The sequence below is a fragment of the Brevundimonas aurifodinae genome, from assembly GCF_040195595.1.
GTDB lineage: Bacteria > Pseudomonadota > Alphaproteobacteria > Caulobacterales > Caulobacteraceae > Brevundimonas > Brevundimonas aurifodinae.
This window is the reverse complement of the sequence record NZ_JBEGDD010000003.1, coordinates 16,619-36,909: the sequence shown is the minus strand read 5'-3', so window position 1 is coordinate 36,909 and position 20,291 is coordinate 16,619. Positions and strand designations below refer to the sequence as shown.

Here is a 20,291-nt window from a genome sequence, read left to right as displayed (position 1 = left end):
ACGACGACGCTTCCAGATCAAGCGCGACGGCTCAGGCCGCCTCGGCCACGTCCACCAGGGTCTGGATGGCGACGTAGTCGGTCTTGCCTGTGCCCAGCACCGGCAATTCGCGCACCTTGACGATCTTCTTGGGCACGGCCAGCTCCGGTGCGCCGTGTTCTCGGGCCCATTCGGCGATGCGGCCGACGTCGGCGTCGCCGCGCTCGGTTACCAGGACCAGCTTCTCGCCCTTCCTGGCGTCGGCGATCGAGATCACGGCATGGCGGACGTCAGGCCACACCGCGCTGACCAGTCCCTCGACGGCGCTCAGCGAGACCATCTCGCCACCGATCTTGGCGAACCGCTTCACCCGGCCGAGGATGGAAATGTAGCCCTCGGGGTCCAGGTCGACGATGTCGCCGGTGTCGTGCCAGCCGCCGTCCAGCGGCTCGATCTTCGTCGGATCCTCGGGGGACATATAGCCCCGCATGACGTTGGGTCCCCGCAGATACAGGCGCTTGCCCTCGGCGATGCCGTCGACGGCCTCCAGCCGCGCTTCCATGCCGGGCAGCAGCTGACCGACGGTCCCCGGGCGATTGCGGTCCGGGTGGTTGACCGCAACGACCGGCGCGGCCTCGGTCGCGCCATACCCCTCCAGCAGCTTCACGCCGCCGAACTTGGTGTTGAACAGATGATGGGTCTCGTCGCGCACGCGCTCGGCCCCGGCAACGACGAACTGCACCGTGCGGAAGTCGTCGGGGGCCGCAACCCGGGCCCACTGGTTCAGGAAGGTGTCGGTGGCGAACAGGATCGAGGTGTTCACCTCGGCCAGCAGGGCGACGATCTGCTTGCCGTGCAGGGGCGAGGGATACTGGAACGCCTTCAGCCCGTTCAGCAGCGGCAGGACGACCCCGCCGGTCAGGCCGAAGCAATGGAAGGTCGGCAGGGGATTGAACATCACCCAGTTCGGGTCGAGCGGAATGTGGGTCGCCACCTGACGCGCATTGGCCACCAGATTCTTCTGGCTCAGCTGCACCCCCTTGGGCGCGCCGAAGCTGCCGGATGTGAACAGCACCACGCCCGGATCGTCGGGCCGGGTCTTGACCCGGAAGCGGCCGGGCATCAGCCCCGCCATCAGGCCGAACAGCTTGTCCTGGATGCCGATCGTGGCGCGGATGTCGTCCAGCCAGACGATCTCGGCGTGCTGGGCCAGTTCAGCGATCAGGTCGTCGATCTTGGCCTGTTCGACGAAGCGGCGGGCGCACAGGATGCGCTTGACCCCGGCCGCCTGGATCGCCGCTTTCAGGTTCCGCTCGCCCGAGGTGAAGTTCAGCATCACCGGCACCCGCCCGAAGGCGTGCAGGCCAAAGAAGGTCACCACCACGCCCATGGACGACGGCAGAAGGATCCCGACGCGCTCAGCAGGCTGGGTCATCGCCGCGATCTTGCGCCCCAGAACGAAGGCGGCGCGGATCAGGCCGGTATAGGTCAGGGGTTTCCTGTCCTGATCCTCGACGATCTCCTTGTCGCCGAACTTGGCGCGCGCCGCGATCAGGGCGTCGAAGAGCGATTCTTCTCCCGCCGAAGGGTCAAGACCAGGCCGAAACAATACGCGTCTCCTCCGGGAGGCATTGAACCGCCCCCTCGCTGTCAGGGGCGGCAACCTAGTTAAGCCTCGCCGCGATGAAAAGATGCGTTACGTCGCGTGAACCGAAAGGCGCTGAAGCAGGCCGTGACTTGCCATCCGGAGACGGAAGGACGACATACCGGCTTCAGTCTCCGGAGCCCGGCCCGCCTCGATGGTCACCCTCATCGATACCCTGACCCGAACCCCGGCCGAACTGCGTCATCCGGAGAAGCAGAACCGGCCAGAAACAGCCGTCCTGCGCAAGCCAGACTGGCTGCGCGTCAAGGCACCGGGCTCGGGTCAGTACAACGCCACGCGCGAGATCGTCCGCTCCAAGGGACTGGTCACCGTCTGCGAGGAAGCCGCCTGTCCCAACATCGGGGAGTGCTGGAGCCAGAAGCACGCCACCCTGATGATCATGGGCGACACCTGCACCCGGGCCTGCGCCTTCTGCAACGTCAAGACGGGCCTGCCCCAGCCGCTCGATCCGGAAGAGCCTGCCAAGGTCGGTCTGGCGGTGGCGCAACTGGGTCTGAACCACGTCGTCATCACATCGGTCGACCGCGATGACGTGGCCGACGGAGGCGCGGCCCATTTCGCCGAGGTCGTGCGCGAGATTCGTCGTCAGGCCCCTCGCACCACGATCGAGATCCTGACGCCCGACTTCCTGCGCAAGGACGGCGCGGCCGAGGTCGTGATCGACGCCACCCCCGACGTCTTCAACCACAACCTGGAAACCGTGCCGCGCCTGTATCTGAAGATCCGGCCCGGGGCCCGCTACTTCCACTCGCTGCGTCTGCTGCAGATGGTCAAGGAGCGCGACCCCAACCAGTTCACCAAGTCCGGCATCATGGTCGGCCTGGGCGAGACCAAGGAAGAGGTCATGCAGGTGATGGACGACATGCGCTCGGCCGGTGTCGATTTCATCACCATCGGCCAGTACCTCCAGCCTACCCGCAAGCACGCCGCCATCGACCGCTTCGTGACGCCGGAAGAGTTCAAGGCCTATGAGGCGATCGCCCGGGCCAAGGGGTTCCTGATGGTTTCGGCCTCGCCCCTGACACGGTCCTCGCACCACGCCGGCGACGACTTCGCCCGACTGAAGGCGGCGCGACTGGCCAGCACCGGACGCTGATTTCCGCTTGGCCGTTCACCGTGTCACCCGCATCCTGCCCTATGCGCCGCACCAGCTCGCCGAGCTCGTCGCGGACGTGGAGGCCTATCCGCGCTTCGTGAAGTGGGTGAACGCCATGCGCGTGTGGAACCGCCGCGAGGAGGCCTCGGGCGTCTTGCTGATGGACGCCGAGGCCGCGGTCGGCTTCTCTTTCCTGAAGGAGCGGTTCTCGACCTGGGTCCGCCATGACACCAATGCGCCGTCTGTCGAGGTCGGCCTGTTGCGCGGCCCGTTCCGGCACCTGAAGAACCGCTGGGACTTCAAGGCGGTGCCCGAGGGGACCCGGCTGGAGTTCGTCATCGACTTCGCCTTCAAGTCGCCCCTGCTGAACGCCGCGCTCCAGGCCAATTTCGACCGCGCCGTGTCCCTGCTGATCGCCAGTTTCGAGGCCGAGGCGAAACGGCGTTACGGCCCGCCGTCGTGACCGCCTTCGACTTCGACGCGACCGTCGTGGGGGCCGGGGCCGTGGGCCTGGCCTGCGGGCGGGCGATGGCGAAGCGGGGGCTGACGGTGCTGGTGCTGGAAAGTGGCGACCACATCGGCCAGGGCGTCTCCAGCCGCAACTCCGAAGTTATTCACGCTGGGCTCTACTATCCGACCGGCTCGCTGAAGGCGCGGCTGTGCGTCGAGGGTCGGCGCGCGCTCTACGCCTTTCTCGAAAGCCACAAGGTCGATTACCGCAAATGCGGCAAGCTGGTCGTGGCGACGGAGGCGTCCGAGGTCGAACGGATCGAGGCCATCTTCCAGCAGGCCACGGCCAACGACGTCGAGGGGCTGGAGCATCTGACCGGGGCCCACGCGCGGGCGTTGGAGCCGGGTCTGAACGCCCACGCCGCCCTGCTGTCGCCCGAGAGCGGCATCTTCGCCAGCCACGACTACATGCTGGCCCTGCAAGGCGAGATCGAGGACGCGGGCGGGTCGGTCGTCGTGGCCACCCCGTTCGAACGCGCCGAGCCCCTGCCGGGCGGTGGGTTCCGGATCACCGCGGGCGGGGAGGGGAGCGCGGTCCTGACCACCCGCCTGCTGGTCACCGCGCCGGGGCTTCAGGCGCAGGACGTCGCGGCGCGGATCGACGGATTTCCGGCCGACCAGATTCCGACCCGACACCTCGGCAAGGGCATCTATTTCCGTTTGAGCGGCAAGGCCCCGTTCGAACGGCTGATCTATCCGCCCCCGATCCCGGGCGCGCTCGGCACCCACTACCGAAAGGACCTGGGCGGCCAGGCCGTGTTCGGACCGGACCTGACCTATGTCGAGACCGAGGACTATTCCGTCGACCCGGCCAAGGCCGAGGACTTCGCCCGCTACATCCGCCGCTTCTGGCCGGCTCTGCCAGAAGGCACGTTGACGCCCGATTACGCCGGCATCCGGCCCAAGCTGCATGGGCCGGGCGAGCCCCAGCCGGACTTCCAGCTGGACGGCCCCGAGGTCCACGGCGTGCCGGGCCTGGTCGCCCTTTTCGGCATCGAGAGTCCCGGTCTGACCAGCTCGCTTGCCATCGGAGAGGCGGTCGCCGACAAGCTCGGCCATGACTGAGCTTGACCTCCGCGACGCCGTCCCGACCGATATCCCGGCGCTGCACGCCCTGATCGAGAGCGCCTATCGTGGCGAGACCTCGCGCGTCGGCTGGACGACCGAGGCCGACCTGCTGGACGGTCAGCGCACCGATCCGGAGGAACTGGCCGAGATCATCGCCGCCGAGGACCAGGGAATTCTGGTCGCCTGGAAGGACGGCGACGCCCTGGCCTGCGTGAAGCACCAGCACCTTGGTGACGGGGTCGGCTACTTCGGCATGCTGTCGGTGGCGCCGGCCCTCCAATCCGCGGGGTTGGGCCGTCGCATGGTCGAGGCGGCCGAGCGGGTGCTGGTCGAGCGGCACGGCGTCCGCCGCATGCGCATCCAGGTCTTCCCGCAACGCCAGACCCTGGTCGCCTGGTATCAGCGGCTGGGCTATGCCCTGACCGGCGAGACTGCACCCTTTCCCTATGGCGATCAACGGTTCGGCCTGCCCCGGCGCGACGACCTGTCGTTCGTCATCATGGAAAAGCCGCTGCCATGACCGTGATCCACACCGAGCGACTGGTGCTGCGCCACGCGCGGCTGGACGACGTGGCGGCGTTTCATGCCATTCTGTCGAACCCGGTCGCCATGCGCTGGTGGTCCTCCTTGCCTCACGCCTCGGTCGAGGAGACTCGGACCTGGGTCGAGGGGATGATGACCGGAAGCGTCGCCGGTGCGCCCGACTTCGTGATCGAATGGCAGGGCCGGGTGATCGGCAAGGCGGGGTTCTGGAAGCTGCCGGACGTCGGCTATATCCTGCATCCCGACGCTTGGGGGCAGGGCTTGGCCCGCGAGGCGGTCGGGGCGGCGATCGACCACGTCTTCGCCGAGCGGATGACGGACATCGCGACCGCCGACGTCGACCCGGAGAACCCGGGGTCTATTCGGCTGCTGGAGCGGCTCGGCTTCACCCGAACGGGATCAGCCGAGCGCACCTGGAACATCGGGGGCGAGTGGAAGGACAGCCTGTATTTCGCCCTGACCCGCGACGCCTGGCAGGCCCGGCTCAGAACCGCGTCGTGAGTTGGGTCAGCCACAGCGGCGACGCCTGAACCAGCCAGGACTCGATCGACTTCTCCACACCGATCAGGATCAGCACCCCGATCAGGACCATGAAGCCGCCCAGCAGATATTTGCCGATCGATCCCGCGGCCAGCATTCGGCCTCGCAGCCTCGCCAGCGCCTGACGCGACATCAGCCCGATCGCCACCAGCGGCGTCGCCGCCCCGATGCCGAAGATCAGCATGGTCAGGGCCACCCGGCCCAGGTCCTGCCCTTGGGCGGCCAGCAGCGAGGCTGCCCCCAAGGTCGGTCCGACGCACGGCGCCCAGACCAGACCCATCAGTGCGCCCAGGCCCAGTTGACCCCATGGCCCCCGACCGTCCAGCTTACGCATCCCTCCGTCGGCCCAGGTGGACAGGGGTCCCCCCAGCGCCGACAGCCGTGCCTGAGCGGCCGGGATCAGCAGGAACAGGCCCACGACGACCAGCATGCCCCCGCCGATCTTGCGGAACAGGTCGCCGTCCAGACCGATCGAGAAGCCGATCGTGGCCACGAACAGGCCGACGATGGTGAAGCTGGCCGCTAGGCCCAGCCCGAGCGCCACCGGCCCCCAGCGCCCCTCGGACTGGGCACCACCCAGCACGATCGGCACGAGCGGCAGGACACAGGGACTGAGAATGGTCAGGACGCCGGCGATGAACGCCAGCAGAGGATTCAGATCGGTCGCCACGAGGTCAGCGGGCCGCCGTCGTCTGCAACAGGCGTTCGATCTCGAAATAGGCGGTCACGCCGACATTGCGGCCTGTCTCTTCGCGTCCCCGGAACGCGATCAGCGTGCTCTGGCGCTGGGCCCCGAACCGACGAAGCGCATCCTTCTGGCCGTCGAAATCGACCCGGAAGACGACCAGGTCGTCATAGGCGGGCTGGGCCGTCAGACGCTCGATCACGGGCTCCTGCGCGCGGCAGGTCGGGCACCAGGGCGCATAGACATCAACCAGAATCGGACGGCCCGCGGCTTGGGCGGCCTCGAAGGCGGCGGTGGTGAAGGGGACGTGCTGGGCCAGGGCGGCACCGGCCGAGGCGACGAGAGTCCCGGCCGCGACGGCCAAGGCGAGAAGGGTGCGACGAAGCATGGGGGTGTTCCGGTCAAGATGAGGAATGCCGGTTGTTCGATCGACCAGCCGGATTGGTTACGCGCCGGTTGACCGCCTCTATCCGCCCGGTGCCAGCGCCAGGAGACCGAAGGTGATCCCGGCCCAGAGGATCGGCGAGAGCAGCAGGGCCCAGCTCGTTCGCTCGCGTCGCATGGCGAAGGCGATCCAGGCGAGGATCGGCCCCAGCAGGGTCACGATCGGCAGTCCGAACGAGAACAGGATAAATGTATAGATCAGCGGGTTCGTGCCCGACGCCGCGACCATCACCGACATCGTCGACACGATGAATGCGGGCAGGATAGCCAAGAGTGCTACCAAGCTGCCGACGATCAGTCCGATCAGCAGCAGCCGGCTCCGGGGGAGATTGTGCGTATCCGCAGCATCGATCATGCGGCAATCAGACACCGGCGTTTGGTCAGCTGCAAGTCCGATGCGACGGGCCTTGAAATCACCGCCATGATCCTGCATAAGCCCGCGCTCGCTGGCGGCTCATCCCTTGGGCCGCCGCTTTTCGTTTTTCGCGTTGTCCGTTCCGCAAGGAACCCGGGCACCGCCGCACACTGAGATCGAGACGGACATGGCCGTTCCCAAGCGCAAAGTATCGCCCTCGCGTCGCAACATGCGTCGCGCCCACGACGCCCTCGGCACCAATCCCTACACCGAGGACAAGGACACGGGCGAACTGCGCCGCTCGCACCACATCGACTTGAAGACCGGCACCTATCGCGGCCGCCAGGTCCTGACGCCCAAGGAAGACTAGGCGTCAGCCCGATCGGGACGATCAGACGGCGCGCGGGTTTCTCGCGCGCCGTTTTCGTGCGTTCATGCCCCTTCACCGAGGGAGGGTCCGAAGATGCGTATGCTTGCCCTGAGTTCTTGCATGGTTCTGGCGCTCGCCGGCTGTCAGCAGGCCGAAGCGCCTGCGGGTTCCGACGGGACCGATGCGGCGGCCCCGGCCGCGATGGCGACAGCGGAGGCCAATGTTTTGACTCCCGAAGGCCTTGGGCCTTTGCGGATCGGCATGATGGTTCCCCAACTTGCGACCGTCTGGGGCGGTCTGCGCGCTCAGCCCACCGACATCATGGCCTGCCAGATCGTGGAGTTCGCCGATGCGCCCGCCGGCGTGAAGGCCTTCATGAACGGCGGCGAGGTCCGTCACGTCATTCTGGATCGCTTCTCCACGCTGAAGACCGATCGCGGCTTCGGTCCCGCTGACGACGGCGCAGCCGTCAAGGCGGCTTACGGCGATGCGGCGACGGTAGCCCCGGCCAAATACGATCCCGCGCCCGCCGAGGAGATCACGATTTGGGCGAACGGCGATACTTCTGGTGCCTACATCGAGGACCTGACGGCGCGAGGCATTCGCTACAATGTCGGCGGCGACGGCAAGGTCTCGACGGTGATGGCAGGCGGTCCGACTATCCAGCTGGTCGAGGGCTGCGGTTGATCGCGACGGCCGCCTGAAGGTTGGCGTTTGGCGGGCGGCGGGCTAAACCCCGCCCGCCATCCTCCTCCATTCGTGAAGGCCCGAGAATGACTGACATCGCCGACATCGTCGCCCGCCAGATCCTGGACAGCCGGGGCAACCCCACGGTCGAGGTGGACGTGGTCCTCGATGACGGCAGCTTCGGCCGCGCCGCCGTGCCCTCGGGGGCCTCGACCGGTGCCCATGAGGCCGTCGAACTGCGCGACGCCGACCCGGTCATGTGGGGCGGTAAAGGGGTCCAGAACGCCGTCGACGCCGTCAACGGAGAGATATTCGACGCCCTGTCAGGCATGGACGCCGAGGATCAACGTCGCATCGATGAGGCCCTGATCAATCTGGATGGGACCGAGAACAAGGGCCGCCTGGGGGCCAACGCCATCCTGGGCGTGTCGCTGGCGGTGGCCAAGGCCAGCGCCATCTCGTCGGGTCTGCCGCTGTTTCGCTACGTCGGCGGCATCTCGGCCCGCGTGCTGCCGACCCCGATGATGAACATCATCAACGGCGGGGCCCATGCCGACAATCCGATCGACATCCAGGAGTTCATGATCCTGCCGACCGGAGCGGAGACCTTCGCCGAGGGCCTGCGCATGGGCGCCGAGATCTTCCACGCTCTGAAAAAGCAGCTGAAGGACGCCGGCCACAATACCAACGTCGGCGACGAGGGCGGCTTCGCGCCCAATCTGGCTTCGGCCGAGGAGGCCCTGGCCTTCATCACCAAGGCCGGTCAGGCGGCGGGCTATCTGGCGGGCGAGGACTTCCATCTGGCGCTGGACGTCGCGGCCACCGAGTTCTTCAAGGACGGGGCCTATCAGATGACCGGCGAGGGCAAGACCTTCGGCGCCGACGGCATGGTCGCCTACCTGGCGGACCTGTGTGAACGCTTCCCCATCGTCTCGATCGAGGACGGCTGTTCGGAGGACGATTTCGAGGGCTGGAAACATCTGACCGAGGTCCTGGGCGACCGCATCCAGATCGTCGGCGACGACCTGTTCGTCACCAATCCGGCGCGCCTGGCCGCCGGCATCGGCGAGGGCCTGGCCAACTCCATTCTGGTCAAGGTCAATCAGATCGGCACCCTGTCCGAGACCCTGGACGCCGTCGATATGGCGCACCGCGCCGGCTACACCGCCGTCATGAGCCACCGTTCGGGCGAGACGGAAGATTCGACGATCGCCGACCTGGCCGTCGCCACCAACTGCGGACAAATCAAGACCGGCTCGCTGGCCCGCTCGGACCGCACCGCCAAGTACAACCAGCTGCTGCGCATCGAGGAGTTGCTGGGCGATCAGGCCAGCTATTACGGCGACGGAATGCTGCTGAAATAGGGGCCGCAGCTACCTTTCCTTAGGCATTTTCGGTCACGGATAGAAAACCGTGTTCGCGCTCAGAAGGAGCGTTCGAAGTGCCCGAACGAATGAAGCCGTACAGCCTTTCCGCCTTCCTCTTCCTGATGGTCGTCTACCTCGGCGTGCAGGCCCTGACCGGCGAGCGGGGCCTGCTGTCCGGCAGCGCGCGCGACCTGCGGCTGGCCGAGCGCGAGGTCGAGCTCGCGGCCCTGACCGAGCGCCGGGCCGATCTCGAGGTTCGCGTGCGCTATCTGAAATCCGACAGCCTGTCGCGCGACCTTCTGGAGGAGCGCGCTCGTGCCGTGCTCGGCTTTTCGGACCCTCGCGACTATGTCCTGCGCGTCTCCGCCCCCGCGACTTCGGTCCCCGTCGCCGCGCGGTACTGAACTCTTGTTACAGGTCGGACCGCGTGCTTTGCCTTTCGGGAACGAAGGCTGCTACAGCCCCATTCCGTAACGACAAGAAGCCTTAGGCGGGCGCGTTTCGCCAGGGGCTCAGCCCGGAGACGCCGGATGGCGAGAGCCGCCCAGAAGACCTCGAGTTCCAATCCGTCGGGGAAACTCCCCAACACACCGACCGCGACCAAGGACGAGCTTCTGTCCTACTACCGCGAGATGGTCCTGATCCGCCGCTTCGAGGAGCGCGCTGGTCAACTGTACGGCATGGGTCTGATCGGCGGATTCTGCCATCTGTACATCGGCCAGGAGGCCGTCGCCGTCGGCGTCCAGGCCAGCGTGAAGCAGGGCCACGACAAGATCATCACCGGCTACCGCGACCATGGCCATATGCTGGCCGCCGGCATGGACCCCAAGGAAGTCATGGCCGAGCTGACCGGCCGGGCAGGGGGCTCGTCCAAGGGCAAGGGCGGGTCGATGCACATGTTCGACGTCCCGACCGGCTTCTACGGCGGACACGGCATCGTCGGCGCCCAGGTGGCGCTTGGGACCGGCCTGGCCTTTGCCGGCAAATACCGGGGCGATGACTCGGTCGCCTTCATCTATTTCGGCGACGGCGCGGCCAACCAGGGTCAGGTCTACGAGAGCTTCAATATGGCCCAGCTGTGGAAGCTGCCGGCCATCTACATCATCGAGAACAACCAGTACGCCATGGGCACGAGCATCGAACGCTCATCGTCCACGACCGAGCTGTCCCAGCGCGGCGCCAGCTTCGGCATCCCCGGCGAGACGGTCGACGGCATGGATGTGCTGGCGGTCAAGGATGCGGTCGAGCGCGCTGTCAAGCGCGCCCGCGAGGGCGCCGGCCCCTTCATCCTGGAGGTGAAGACCTATCGCTATCGCGGCCACTCCATGTCGGATCCGGCCAAATACCGCACCAAGGAAGAAGTCGACGAGGTCAAGAAGACCCGCGACCCGATCGAGCACATCCGTGCCCTGCTGGACGCAGCCAAGGCCACCGAGGACGAGATCAAGGCCATCGACAACGAGATCAAGGCGATCGTGGCCGAGGCGGTCCAGTTCGCCCAGGAGAGCCCGGAGCCGGATCCGAGCGAGCTCTATACCGACGTCTATGTGGAGAGCGCCCCGGTGGAGACCGTCCAGTGACCGACATCCTCATGCCGGCGCTGTCGCCCACCATGGAAGAGGGCACCCTGGCCAAATGGCACGTCAAGGCGGGCGACACCGTCAAGGCGGGCGACGTGATCGCCGAGATCGAGACCGACAAGGCGACCATGGAGGTCGAGGCCGTCGACGAGGGCGAGATCGCTGAAATCCTCGTTGCCGAAGGCTCCGAGAACGTGAAGGTCAACGCGGTGATCGCCAGGCTCGCTGGTGAAAATGGCGCGACCAGCTCTCCCCCCCCTGGGGGGAGACAGGCGGCGCAGCCGCCAGAGGAGGGCAAGTCCGAGCCCGCGCCGAACACGCCCCCCTCGGCTGCTTCGCAGCCTCTCCCCCCAAGGGGGGGAGATTTGCGCGATCCCGAAATCCCCGCCGGCACGGCGATGGTCAAGACCACCATCCGCGACGCCCTGCGCGACGCCATGGCCGAGGAGATGCGCCGCGACGACGCCGTCTTCCTGATCGGCGAGGAGGTCGCCCAGTATCAGGGCGCCTATAAGGTCAGCCGCGAACTGCTGCAGGAGTTCGGCGACCGCCGCGTGGTCGACACGCCTATCACCGAGCACGGATTCGCCGGCCTGGGCGTCGGCGCGGCCATGGCGGGTCTGAAACCGATCGTCGAGTTCATGACCTTCAACTTCGCCATGCAGGCGATCGACCACATCATCAACTCCGCCGCCAAGACGCTCTATATGTCCGGCGGTCAGATACGCGCGCCGATCGTGTTCCGCGGCCCCAACGGCGCAGCCAGCCGCGTGGCGGCCCAGCACAGCCAGGACTATTCCAGCTGGTACGCCAACGTACCCGGCCTGAAGGTCGTCGCCCCCTATGACGCGGCCGACGCGAAGGGCCTGCTGAAGGCGGCGATCCGCGATCCGAACCCGGTCGTCTTCCTCGAGCACGAGATGATGTACGGCCTGGAGTTCGACGTGCCCGAAGGCGACCATGTCGTGCCGATCGGCAAGGCCAAGGTCCGCCGCGAGGGCACCGACGTCACCATCACGGCCCACAGCCGCATGGTCGGCTTCGCGCTTCAGGCCGCAGACCAGCTGGAGGCCGAGGGTATTTCCTGCGAGGTCGTCGACCTGCGGACGCTGCGCCCGCTGGATCACGAGACCATTGTCGAGAGCGTCAAGAAGACCAGCCGCCTGGTCTCGGCCGAGGAAGGCTGGGGGCCGATGGGCATAGGCGCCGAGGTCGTGGCCCGCGTGATCGAACACGCCTTCGACTATCTCGACGCGCCGCCTCTGCGCGTGCATCAGGAAGACGTGCCGCTGCCTTATGCGGCCAATCTGGAAGTCCTGTCCCTGCCGGGAACGGACAAGATCATCAAGGCTGTGAAGGCGGTGCTCGCATGACCGAATCTCCGAATAGAACCGCGATCCAGGTGCCCGACAGCGTCACTGCGGACGATCGGGCCATCGAACTGGTCCGGCTGTGGTGGTCCAATGACGAGCCGGTCATGGCCATCAAGCCCGCCTTCGACGATCCCAAGGCCTATGGCCACATGCTGGCCATCGCCGCCCGCAACGTCGCCCACGTCTATAACCAGGCCAAGGGGCTGGACGAGGCCGAGACCTACAAGCTGGTGCTCGCCGGCCTGAACGAGGGCCTGGCCAAGGCCGCCGGGAGCAAGCCCGCGAGCCCGCAATGACAGACATCCTGATGCCCGCCCTGTCGCCCACGATGGAAGAGGGCGTCCTGGCCAAATGGCACGTCAAGGTCGGCGACACGGTCAAGGCGGGCGACGTCATCGCCGAGATCGAGACCGACAAGGCGACCATGGAGGTCGAAGCCGTCGACGAGGGCGAGATCACGGATATCCTCGTCGCCGAGGGCTCCGAGAATGTGAAGGTCAACACGCCGATCGCGCGTCTGGCCGACGAAGCGGGCGCAACCAACTCTCCGCCCCCTGGGCGGAGACAGGCGGCGGAGCCGCCAGAGGCGGGCAAGTCACCGCAGGCTCCGATCGCGACTGTTCCGGACGCGCCCCCCTCGGCTGCTTCGCAGCCTCTCCCCCCAAGGGGGGGAGCGCAGAGCGAGCGTGTCTTCGCTTCGCCCTTGGCCCGCCGTCTGGCCAAGGAAGCCGGGCTGGACCTCAAGTCGTTGAAGGGCAGCGGCCCGCGCGGTCGCATCGTCCGGGCCGATGTCGAGGCCGCCGGCAAGGGCGGAGCGACGAGTTCGACGGCTTCAGCAACACCCACGTCCGCCACGGCCGAGCCGCGCAAGGTCCAGTCCCTGGCGCAGATGGGCATCCCCGACGGCAGCTACGACCTCGTCCCGCTGGACGGCATGCGCAAGGCCATCGCGCGGCGCATGACCGACAGCTTCCGCGACGTGCCGCACTTCCCCCTGACCATCGACTGCGAGATCGACGGCCTGATGGCGGTGCGGGCGAAGGTCAACGCCATGCTGGAGCCGCAGGGCATCAAGGTCTCGGTCAACGACTTCGTCATCAAGGCCGCGGCCCTGGCGCTGAAGGCCGTGCCCGAAGCCAACGCCAGCTATTCACCCGAAGGCCTGGCGATGCATCACCATGCCGACGTGGCCATGGCGGTGGCCATCGAGGGCGGCCTGATCACCCCGATCATCCGCAAGGCCGAGCTGAAATCCCTGTCGCAGATCGCCACCGAGGCCAAGGATCTGGCCAAGCGCGCCCGCGACAAGAAGCTGAAGCCCGAGGAATTCCAGGGCGGCACCTTCAGCGTCTCGAACCTGGGCATGTTCGGCATAAAGAGCTTCGCCTCGATCCTCAACGAGCCCCAGGGCGCGATCATGAGCGTCGGCGCGGGGGAGCAGCGGCCTGTGGTCAAGAATGGGCAGCTGGCCATCGCCACGGTCATGACCGTGACCCTGACCTGCGATCACCGTGTGGTGGACGGCGCGACCGGCGCGCGCTTCCTGCAGGCCTTCAGGCCCCTGATCGAAGATCCCGTCACCATGCTGGCCTGAGGCAGGTCGGTGACGACGGTCTTCGACTTCACCGCGACGGGCATCGACGGGACCTCGATCCCGCTGGAGCGGTTTCGCGGCCAGGCCCTGCTGATCGTCAACACCGCCTCGCGCTGCGGCTACACCGGTCAATACGTCGGGCTTGAGGCGCTACACGAGAAGTTTGCCGACAAGCCGTTTCAGATTCTAGGTTTTCCTTGCAATCAGTTTGGCCAACAGGAGCCGGGCCGGGCGGCCGAGATCGCGGCCTTCTGCGCCTCGACCTATGGTGTGAAGTTCCCCTTGTTCGACAAGATCGAGGTCAACGGACCGAACCGCCACCCCCTGTATGCCTGGCTGACCGAGCAGAAACGCGGTTTCCTCGGCAGCCGCGACATCAAGTGGAACTTCACCAAATTCCTGACGGACCGCGATGGACGGGTCGTGTCGCGTCATGCGCCCCAGGTCGAACCGGCTACGCTTGAACCCGTGATCGAACGGCTGTTCTGATGCTCCGGGTCTGAAGCGGGTCCGGGGGAGGGCGCGTGACTATCGAGCGGTTCGGCGACTGTCCCGCCTGCGACCTGCCCCTGATGGGGCGCTACTGCCACGGCTGTGGTCAGGACACGCGGATTCGGCCGCGTCCGATCCGCGAACTGGTCGATGAAGCCATCTCCGAGGTCAGCCTGGTCGATGGCCCCATTGCCCGCACCGTCGCCGCTCTGGCCGTCCGGCCCGCCCGGCTGCTTGACGCGTATCGACGCGGGGCCAGCTCGCTCTACGTCACGCCTCTGAAGCTCTTCGTGGCCGTCACCGCCCTGTTCCTGGCGACCATGAACCTGACCGGGACGACCCTCTATCAGTACACCTGGAAGGTGGACGCCCCGGGCCAACCCCTCCGCGCGACCTATGACCGCGAGGCCTATGAGGTTCATATCGAGGGAGCCACCGAGCGGGATCGCTGGCTTCAGCCGCACGTCGACGTCGCGATCGATCCCGAGGTCACCGCCGCCCTGAGCGCCGCCGCCGCGGTCTTGCAGGACGCCGAGGAGCGCGAGGCCATGCGCTACGAGCTGGTCTCGAACGAGGAGGAGCTCCGAATGACGGAGCGACTGTCCGCCTGGCTGCCGAATGTCCTGTGGCTGCTGATGCCTCTGTACGCCCTGGGTCTGATCCCTCTGTTCGGCCGCCGTCGGCTGTTCGTCGAACATCTGATCTTCGCCATGTGGGCGCACGCGGTCGCCTTCCTGCTGGCCATGGGCATGGCCGCGCTGAACGCGCGCGGCGCGAACCTGAACGGCGGGCTGCTGGCCGTTCCCTACCTGGTCTATTTCACCCTGGCCGCGTCCCGCTACTACGACATGGCCTGGTGGAGCGCCCTGTGGCGGGGGCTGGCCCATATGGTCTTCTATGTCTGCCTCGTCCTGCTGCCCACCGCCTTCGCCGTCTATGCGACCGTCATGGACTGGCAGGCGTTCTGGGTCTGGATGCAGGCCTGACGGCGGCGGTCACGGCTGGTTACCGAATGCGCCCCCGGACTTTGCGACAAGGGATGGGGCGGCTAGAAGCCCCGCACGGACTGCGCAACGGAGGCCCTGAATGGCCGATTCCTTCGACCTCATCGTCATCGGCTCGGGCCCCGGCGGCTATGTCGCCGCCATCCGCGCCAGCCAGCTGGGCCAGAAGGTCGCCATCGTCGAGCGCGAGCTGCTGGGCGGCATCTGCCTGAACTGGGGCTGCATCCCCACAAAGGCCCTGCTGAAGTCCGGCGAGAAGTACGAGAGCCTCAGCCATCTGAAGGACTATGGCCTGTCGGCGGAAAAGATCGGCTTCGACTTCGACGCCATCATCGCCCGGTCGCGCGGCGTGGCCAAACAGCTGAACGCCGGCGTCGGCTTCCTGATGAAGAAGAACAAGATCGAGGTCATCGAGGGCACGGCGTCGCTTCAGAAGGGGCAGGGCGCTCCGAAGGTCGTTGTGGCGCTCAAGGCCGGCGGCTCGCGCACGGTGGAGGCCAAGGCTGTGATGCTGGCGGTCGGCGCACGGGCCCGGGCCCTGCCGCAGATCGGACTGGAAGCCGACGGCGACCGCATCTGGGCCTATCGCGAGGCCATGGCTCCGAAATTCCTGCCCAAATCCATCGTCGTGATCGGCTCGGGCGCCATCGGCATCGAGTTCGGCAGCTTCTATCGCGCGCTCGGCGTCGAGGTGACGGTCGTCGAAGCCCTGCCTCGCATTCTTCCGGTAGAGGATGAAGAGGTCTCGACCGCCGCCCGGAAATCCTTCGAGAAACGGGGTTTCAATTTCCGCGTCGGGGCCAAGGTCACCAAGCTGGCCAAGAGCGGCAAGGGTGTCCAGGTCTCGATCGAGGCCGACGGCAAGACCGAGACGCTGGACGCCGAGGTCTGCATCTCGGCCGTCGGCATCACCGCCAACACCGACGGCATCGGGCTTGAGGCGCTCGGCGTTGAGATGGACCGCGGCCACATCAAGATCGACGGCCACTGCCAGACCAATGTGAAGGGGCTCTACGCCATCGGCGACTGCGCCGGCGCGCCCTGGCTGGCGCACAAGGCGAGCCACGAAGGCATTCACGCCGCCGAGCACATCGCCGGATTCAAGACGCCGCACCTGAACAGCCCGATCGCCGGCTGCACCTATTCCCAGCCGCAGATCGCCTCGGTCGGCCTGACCGAGCAGGCGGCCAAGGACGCCGGCCGCGAGGTCAAGGTCGGGCGCTTCCCCTTCAAGGTGAACGGCAAGGCCATCGCCTCGGGCGACACGGACGGCTTCGTCAAGACCATCTTCGATGCGAAGACCGGGGCCCTGCTCGGTGCCCACATGATCGGGCACGAGGTCACCGAGATGATCCAGGGCTACGTCACCGCCATCACCATGGAGGCGACGGAGGAGGAAATGCACGGCATCGTCTATCCGCACCCGACCATGTCAGAGGCCATGCACGAGGCGGCGCTCGACGCCTATGGTCGGATGATCCACCTGTAGGGGTCAGCGCTTCTTGCCGAGCTCGGCGGCGATGTCCTTGACCATGCGGCCGGCCTTCCTGTGGGCGGCGGTGATCTGCTCGCGCGTGACGCCCCAGCGCTTCATCCAGTACTCGACCGCCTGACGCTCGGAGAGGTCGAGGCGGTCCTTGTCGATGAAGCCGCGCTTGTCCTTGAGGCCGGCCATGAGGGTGTCTCCGTTTATCGCCTAAGATATATTATGCGAAATATACAGCATTGTCAGAGTGGCAGGACGGCACGCCAGCCGTCATGCGCCACCTCGACGTTCTCAGGAACCAATGCATCCAAGGCTCTGTAATCCAGATCGATATGGAGATTCGTCAGCACGGCCTTCTGGGCGTTCGCCGCCGCGATCCACGCCAGAGCCTGATCGACGTTGGCGTGGGTGCCGTGCGCCGTCCAGCGCAGCGCGTCGACGATCCAGAGCTCGCAACCGCGAACCGCGTCGAGAGCCTCAGGCGTCAGGTCGGACACATCGCTGGAATACGCCACCGGACCCAGCCGATAGCCGACCGACCGGATCGGCCCGTGCGCCTGATCGAACGTCGTTACCGGGATCGGTCCGCCAGGTCCGTCGATCCGCCAGGCCACCCCGTCCGCCGGCAGATCAAGGGCTTCGACGATCGCCGGATAGCCCTCCTTGGACTCGAAGATATAGTCGAAGCGACCGGTCAGCGCCGTGCGCGTTGGCCCGTCCATCCAGGCTGGAACCCGCTTCCTGCGCCTCAGGGCGAAGACGCGCAGGTCATCGACGCCGTGGGTCTGGTCCGCATGGTCGTGGGTGTAGAGCACCGCGTCGATCTGGGTGACCTGGGCCGCCAGCATCTGTTCGCGCAGGTCCGGAGACGTGTCGATCAGCACCGTGGTCTCGCCGTCCTGACCATGCCGTCGCGCCAACATGGAGCAGCGGGTGCGCCGGTTGCGCGGCTCGGCCGGATCACACGCTCCCCAGTCGCCGTCCCCGCGAGGCACGCCGCCGGACGAGCCGCTGCCCAGGATGATGATTTCCAGCTCTCCGCTCATCGATCCGCCGGCCTCGGAATTCGGTCGAACAGACCGAAGAAAGCGTCCGTCGTCCGTGCGTCCGCCTCCTCCCGCGACCAGCCCCGGATATCCGCGAGCGCCTGCAGGACATGGCCGATATAGGCCGGCTCGTTTCGACGCCCGCGATGCGGCACTGGAGCCAGATAGGGACAGTCGGTCTCGACGATGATCCGGTCGGCGGGCAGGGTGCGGACGACCGCGCGCACATCCTCGGCGGCCTTGAATGTCGCGATGCCGGACACCGAAAACCAGGCTCCCATTTCCTGGGCCTTGTCAGCGAGTTCCTGGCCACTGGTGTAGCAATGCATCAATAAACGGAAAGGGCCGTCAGCCTGTTCTTCCGTCAGGATCGCGGCCATCCGGTCGTCCGCCTCGCGGGTGTGGACCACCAGCGGCAGGCCCGTCGACCGGGCGGCCGCGCAATGGGCGCGAAACACCGCCTCCTGCTGATCCCGCGGGCTGAGGTCATAGTGGAAATCAAGCCCGCACTCGCCGATGCCGACCACCCGGGGCCGCCGGGCCAGATCCACCAGATGCTGAGCCGTCACATCCAGATGATCCTTGGCCTCGTGCGGATGGACCCCGACCGTGCACCAGATGTCCGGGTGAGCCATGGCCAGGGCATGTGTGGCCTCGAAGGTCGAGAGCTTGTCGGAGATTTCGACCATCATCTCGACGCCGGCGTCGCGCGCGCGCTGGATGACGTCCTTCCGGTCCGCATCGAACTGGGGCGCGTGGAGATTGACATGGCTGTCGATCAGCATCAGGCGGCCATGGCCTTTGTGCGCCCCAAATCCGCCAGCGCAGCCGCCAGCAGGTCGGCGCGATCCAGATTCACCGCCGCGGCCCGATCCGGCAGGTCGCTCAACCGCCCCCAAAGTTCGGCCCAGGCCTCTCCCCTGCCCCCGGCGTCCAGCGCCCGCTCGCGCACGGCGGCCGACAGCCGGTCCATCAGGGCCTCGAACCGTGCCTGTCCCTCGGCCCCGCGAAACCCGTCCGCGACCGACAGGGCTTCGGCCGCGTCGATCGGCCCGCCCGCGACCCAGCGGCGCGCCAGTTCATCCAGGGTCAGGCTGGTGGCCGTGGCCAGCGCCAGGGCCGCGCCAGGTGATCCGCGCGCCATTCCGGCGATCCGCGCGGCCTCGTCGGCCGAGAGCTCCGTCTGCCGCTCCACCAGATCGGCCAACGCTGGCTGGGACAGGGCCGAAAACGTCAGGCGTCGGCAGCGGGACCGGATGGTGGGTAGCAGTCGACCCGGCGCGTGGGTCACCAGGAACAGGACGCCTCGCTCAGGCGGCTCCTCAAGAACCTTGAGCAAGGCGTTGGCAGCATTGGGATTCAGATCATCGGCGGCATCGATGATGGCCACGCGATAGGGGGCCTGAGAAGGACTCTTGGAGAAGAACTCCGGCAGGTCGCGCGCCTGATCGACCGAGATCGACTTCTTGGTCTTGCCGCCCTCGGTCAACCGCTCGAGCGCCAGCAGATCGGGATGGGACTGGGCCGAGATCAGCTGGCTGACGGGATCTCCCGGCGACGCGCCCAGCGGTCCCCGCGACAGGTCTGATCGCGCGCCCAACAGCGACCGCGCCGCGCGATAGGCGAAGGTCGCCTTGCCGATCCCCTCGGGCCCGCACAAAAGCCAGGCGTGGTGCAGCCGCCCGCGGTCTCTGGCGTCGACGAAGGCGCGTTCCGCGGCTTCGGCGGGCATCTGGTCGAACCGGTCGCGGGGATGCGGGCTCACAGCAGAGATTCCACCGCCGCCCAGACCCGCGCGGCCACGGCATCGGGCTCGCCCCCGGCATCGATCAGCCGGCACCGTTCGGAATGGGCCTCGACGACGGCGCGGAACCCGTCGCGCAGCCGTCCATGGAACGCGGATCCCTTGGTCTCAAATCGCGTCTCCGCCGCCCCCCGCCCCAGCGCCCTTTGCAGGCCCAGTTCGAACGGCAGGTCGAAGACCAGCGTCAGGTCGGGCTGGCGCGCGCCCACCACAGCGGCGTCAATGTGTTCGATCAGCGCGAGATCGGCCCCACCGGCCAGGCCCTGATAGACGCGGCTGGAATCGGCGAACCGGTCGCAGACGACCCACCGCCCCTGATCCAGCGCGGGACCAATCGTCCGCTCCAGATGATCGGACCGCGCCGCATACATGAGCAGGAGTTCGGTGCGCACCGACCAGCGATCGGCGCTGCCGGATACGACCAGATCCCGGATCGCCTCGGCCCCGGGCGATCCACCGGGTTCGCGGGTGCGCAGGACATCGATCCCCGTCGCCGCCAGCCGATCGACCAGACGCGCGGCCTGGGTGGACTTGCCGGTCCCCTCCCCGCCTTCGAACGTGATGAATTTTCCACGAGTCACGGCCGCACAATGGCGGGGCCG

The 20,291-nt window shown here is 67.0% G+C and carries 25 protein-coding genes; 16 read left to right on the top strand and 9 right to left on the bottom strand.

Features of this window, described 5'->3' with window-relative positions; translation table 11 throughout:
• Positions 1 to 31: 31 nt before the first annotated feature.
• Positions 32 to 1,588 (bottom strand): AMP-binding protein, encoded by a 1,557-nt coding sequence (locus ABN401_RS04350; protein WP_349683606.1) that lies wholly within the window; start codon positions 1,586 to 1,588, stop codon positions 32 to 34.
• Between the two features lie 190 nt (positions 1,589 to 1,778).
• On the opposite strand from ABN401_RS04350, the gene lipA reads away from it, so the two are divergent.
• Genes lipA through ABN401_RS04325 form a run of 5 tightly spaced genes read left to right on the top strand, consistent with a single transcriptional unit; the run spans position 1,779 to position 5,363 of the window.
• A complete protein-coding gene (gene lipA / locus ABN401_RS04345; protein ID WP_349683605.1) occupies positions 1,779 to 2,741 on the top strand; it encodes a lipoyl synthase in 963 nt (320 codons plus the stop codon).
• 7 nt (positions 2,742 to 2,748) lie between these two features.
• Positions 2,749 to 3,204 (top strand): type II toxin-antitoxin system RatA family toxin, encoded by a 456-nt coding sequence (locus ABN401_RS04340; protein WP_349683604.1) that lies wholly within the window; start codon positions 2,749 to 2,751, stop codon positions 3,202 to 3,204.
• Positions 3,201 to 4,316 carry an NAD(P)/FAD-dependent oxidoreductase gene (locus ABN401_RS04335; protein WP_349683603.1) on the top strand — a complete coding sequence of 372 codons (1,116 nt, stop codon included), beginning with the start codon at positions 3,201 to 3,203 and terminating at the stop codon, positions 4,314 to 4,316. Before ABN401_RS04340 ends, ABN401_RS04335 begins: the two co-directional genes overlap by 4 nt.
• Positions 4,309 to 4,839 carry a GNAT family N-acetyltransferase gene (locus ABN401_RS04330; protein ID WP_349683602.1) on the top strand — a complete coding sequence of 177 codons (531 nt, stop codon included), beginning with the start codon at positions 4,309 to 4,311 and terminating at the stop codon, positions 4,837 to 4,839. The genes ABN401_RS04335 and ABN401_RS04330 overlap by 8 nt, the downstream gene beginning before the upstream one ends.
• Positions 4,836 to 5,363, top strand: coding sequence for a GNAT family N-acetyltransferase (locus tag ABN401_RS04325; RefSeq protein ID WP_349683601.1), 528 nt, complete (start codon positions 4,836 to 4,838; stop codon positions 5,361 to 5,363). The genes ABN401_RS04330 and ABN401_RS04325 overlap by 4 nt, the downstream gene beginning before the upstream one ends.
• Here ABN401_RS04325 and ABN401_RS04320 read toward each other — a convergent pair.
• The 3 genes from ABN401_RS04320 to ABN401_RS04310 all read right to left on the bottom strand — a co-directional run bounded on the left by ABN401_RS04320 (position 5,347) and on the right by ABN401_RS04310 (position 6,964).
• On the bottom strand, positions 5,347 to 6,072 hold the full coding sequence (locus ABN401_RS04320; protein WP_349683600.1) for a cytochrome c biogenesis CcdA family protein: 726 nt from the start codon (positions 6,070 to 6,072) through the stop codon (positions 5,347 to 5,349). The genes ABN401_RS04325 and ABN401_RS04320 overlap by 17 nt on opposite strands.
• A 4-nt stretch (positions 6,073 to 6,076) precedes the next feature.
• Complete coding sequence (locus ABN401_RS04315) at positions 6,077 to 6,475, bottom strand: thioredoxin family protein (protein WP_349683599.1); 399 nt, start codon at positions 6,473 to 6,475, stop codon at positions 6,077 to 6,079.
• 78 nt (positions 6,476 to 6,553) lie between these two features.
• Entirely contained in the window at positions 6,554 to 6,964 is a 411-nt protein-coding gene (locus tag ABN401_RS04310) for a hypothetical protein (protein ID WP_349683598.1), read from the bottom strand.
• Between the two features lie 109 nt (positions 6,965 to 7,073).
• On the opposite strand from ABN401_RS04310, the gene rpmF reads away from it, so the two are divergent.
• From rpmF to lpdA, 11 genes are all read left to right on the top strand, one after another.
• The gene (gene rpmF, locus ABN401_RS04305) at positions 7,074 to 7,256 is read left to right on the top strand and encodes a 50S ribosomal protein L32 (RefSeq protein ID WP_029416334.1); all 183 of its coding nucleotides are present in this window, start codon (positions 7,074 to 7,076) and stop codon (positions 7,254 to 7,256) included.
• A gap of 120 nt (positions 7,257 to 7,376) precedes the next feature.
• The gene (locus ABN401_RS04300; protein ID WP_349683597.1) at positions 7,377 to 7,943 is read left to right on the top strand and encodes a hypothetical protein; all 567 of its coding nucleotides are present in this window, start codon (positions 7,377 to 7,379) and stop codon (positions 7,941 to 7,943) included.
• An 86-nt stretch (positions 7,944 to 8,029) separates the two neighbouring features.
• Positions 8,030 to 9,307, top strand: a complete 1,278-nt coding sequence (gene eno / locus ABN401_RS04295; protein WP_349683596.1) for a phosphopyruvate hydratase — start codon at positions 8,030 to 8,032, stop codon at positions 9,305 to 9,307.
• An 89-nt stretch (positions 9,308 to 9,396) separates the two neighbouring features.
• The gene (locus ABN401_RS04290) at positions 9,397 to 9,714 is read left to right on the top strand and encodes an FtsB family cell division protein (RefSeq protein WP_432763522.1); all 318 of its coding nucleotides are present in this window, start codon (positions 9,397 to 9,399) and stop codon (positions 9,712 to 9,714) included.
• Positions 9,715 to 9,840: 126 nt separating this feature from the next.
• Positions 9,841 to 10,890 carry a pyruvate dehydrogenase (acetyl-transferring) E1 component subunit alpha gene (pdhA, locus tag ABN401_RS04285; RefSeq protein WP_349683594.1) on the top strand — a complete coding sequence of 350 codons (1,050 nt, stop codon included), beginning with the start codon at positions 9,841 to 9,843 and terminating at the stop codon, positions 10,888 to 10,890.
• On the top strand, positions 10,887 to 12,263 hold the full coding sequence (locus ABN401_RS04280) for a pyruvate dehydrogenase complex E1 component subunit beta (protein ID WP_349683593.1): 1,377 nt from the start codon (positions 10,887 to 10,889) through the stop codon (positions 12,261 to 12,263). Before pdhA ends, ABN401_RS04280 begins: the two co-directional genes overlap by 4 nt.
• Positions 12,260 to 12,559, top strand: a complete 300-nt coding sequence (locus tag ABN401_RS04275) for a DUF5076 domain-containing protein (protein ID WP_349683592.1) — start codon at positions 12,260 to 12,262, stop codon at positions 12,557 to 12,559. Before ABN401_RS04280 ends, ABN401_RS04275 begins: the two co-directional genes overlap by 4 nt.
• Positions 12,556 to 13,857: a pyruvate dehydrogenase complex dihydrolipoamide acetyltransferase gene (locus ABN401_RS04270; RefSeq protein WP_349683591.1), complete on the top strand. Its 1,302-nt coding sequence runs from the start codon at positions 12,556 to 12,558 to the stop codon at positions 13,855 to 13,857. Before ABN401_RS04275 ends, ABN401_RS04270 begins: the two co-directional genes overlap by 4 nt.
• Before the next feature lie 9 nt (positions 13,858 to 13,866).
• Positions 13,867 to 14,346: a glutathione peroxidase gene (locus ABN401_RS04265; protein WP_349683590.1), complete on the top strand. Its 480-nt coding sequence runs from the start codon at positions 13,867 to 13,869 to the stop codon at positions 14,344 to 14,346.
• Between the two features lie 35 nt (positions 14,347 to 14,381).
• Positions 14,382 to 15,335, top strand: a complete 954-nt coding sequence (locus ABN401_RS04260; protein ID WP_349683589.1) for a DUF3667 domain-containing protein — start codon at positions 14,382 to 14,384, stop codon at positions 15,333 to 15,335.
• A gap of 100 nt (positions 15,336 to 15,435) precedes the next feature.
• Positions 15,436 to 16,842 carry a dihydrolipoyl dehydrogenase gene (lpdA, locus tag ABN401_RS04255; RefSeq protein WP_349683588.1) on the top strand — a complete coding sequence of 469 codons (1,407 nt, stop codon included), beginning with the start codon at positions 15,436 to 15,438 and terminating at the stop codon, positions 16,840 to 16,842.
• A 3-nt stretch (positions 16,843 to 16,845) separates the two neighbouring features.
• On the opposite strand, the gene ABN401_RS04250 is transcribed toward lpdA, so the two are convergent.
• The 5 genes from ABN401_RS04250 to tmk are packed head-to-tail and all read right to left on the bottom strand — an operon-like array spanning position 16,846 to position 20,270.
• Complete coding sequence (locus ABN401_RS04250; RefSeq protein ID WP_209320711.1) at positions 16,846 to 17,028, bottom strand: DUF3606 domain-containing protein; 183 nt, start codon at positions 17,026 to 17,028, stop codon at positions 16,846 to 16,848.
• Between the two features lie 53 nt (positions 17,029 to 17,081).
• Positions 17,082 to 17,885: an MBL fold metallo-hydrolase gene (locus ABN401_RS04245; RefSeq protein ID WP_349683587.1), complete on the bottom strand. Its 804-nt coding sequence runs from the start codon at positions 17,883 to 17,885 to the stop codon at positions 17,082 to 17,084.
• Complete coding sequence (locus ABN401_RS04240) at positions 17,882 to 18,670, bottom strand: TatD family hydrolase (RefSeq protein ID WP_349683586.1); 789 nt, start codon at positions 18,668 to 18,670, stop codon at positions 17,882 to 17,884. The genes ABN401_RS04245 and ABN401_RS04240 overlap by 4 nt, the downstream gene beginning before the upstream one ends.
• Positions 18,670 to 19,650 carry a DNA polymerase III subunit delta' gene (locus ABN401_RS04235; RefSeq protein ID WP_349683585.1) on the bottom strand — a complete coding sequence of 327 codons (981 nt, stop codon included), beginning with the start codon at positions 19,648 to 19,650 and terminating at the stop codon, positions 18,670 to 18,672. The genes ABN401_RS04240 and ABN401_RS04235 overlap by 1 nt, the downstream gene beginning before the upstream one ends.
• Positions 19,647 to 20,270: a dTMP kinase gene (gene tmk, locus ABN401_RS04230; RefSeq protein WP_349683584.1), complete on the bottom strand. Its 624-nt coding sequence runs from the start codon at positions 20,268 to 20,270 to the stop codon at positions 19,647 to 19,649. Before tmk ends, ABN401_RS04235 begins: the two co-directional genes overlap by 4 nt.
• Positions 20,271 to 20,291 lie beyond the last annotated feature (21 nt).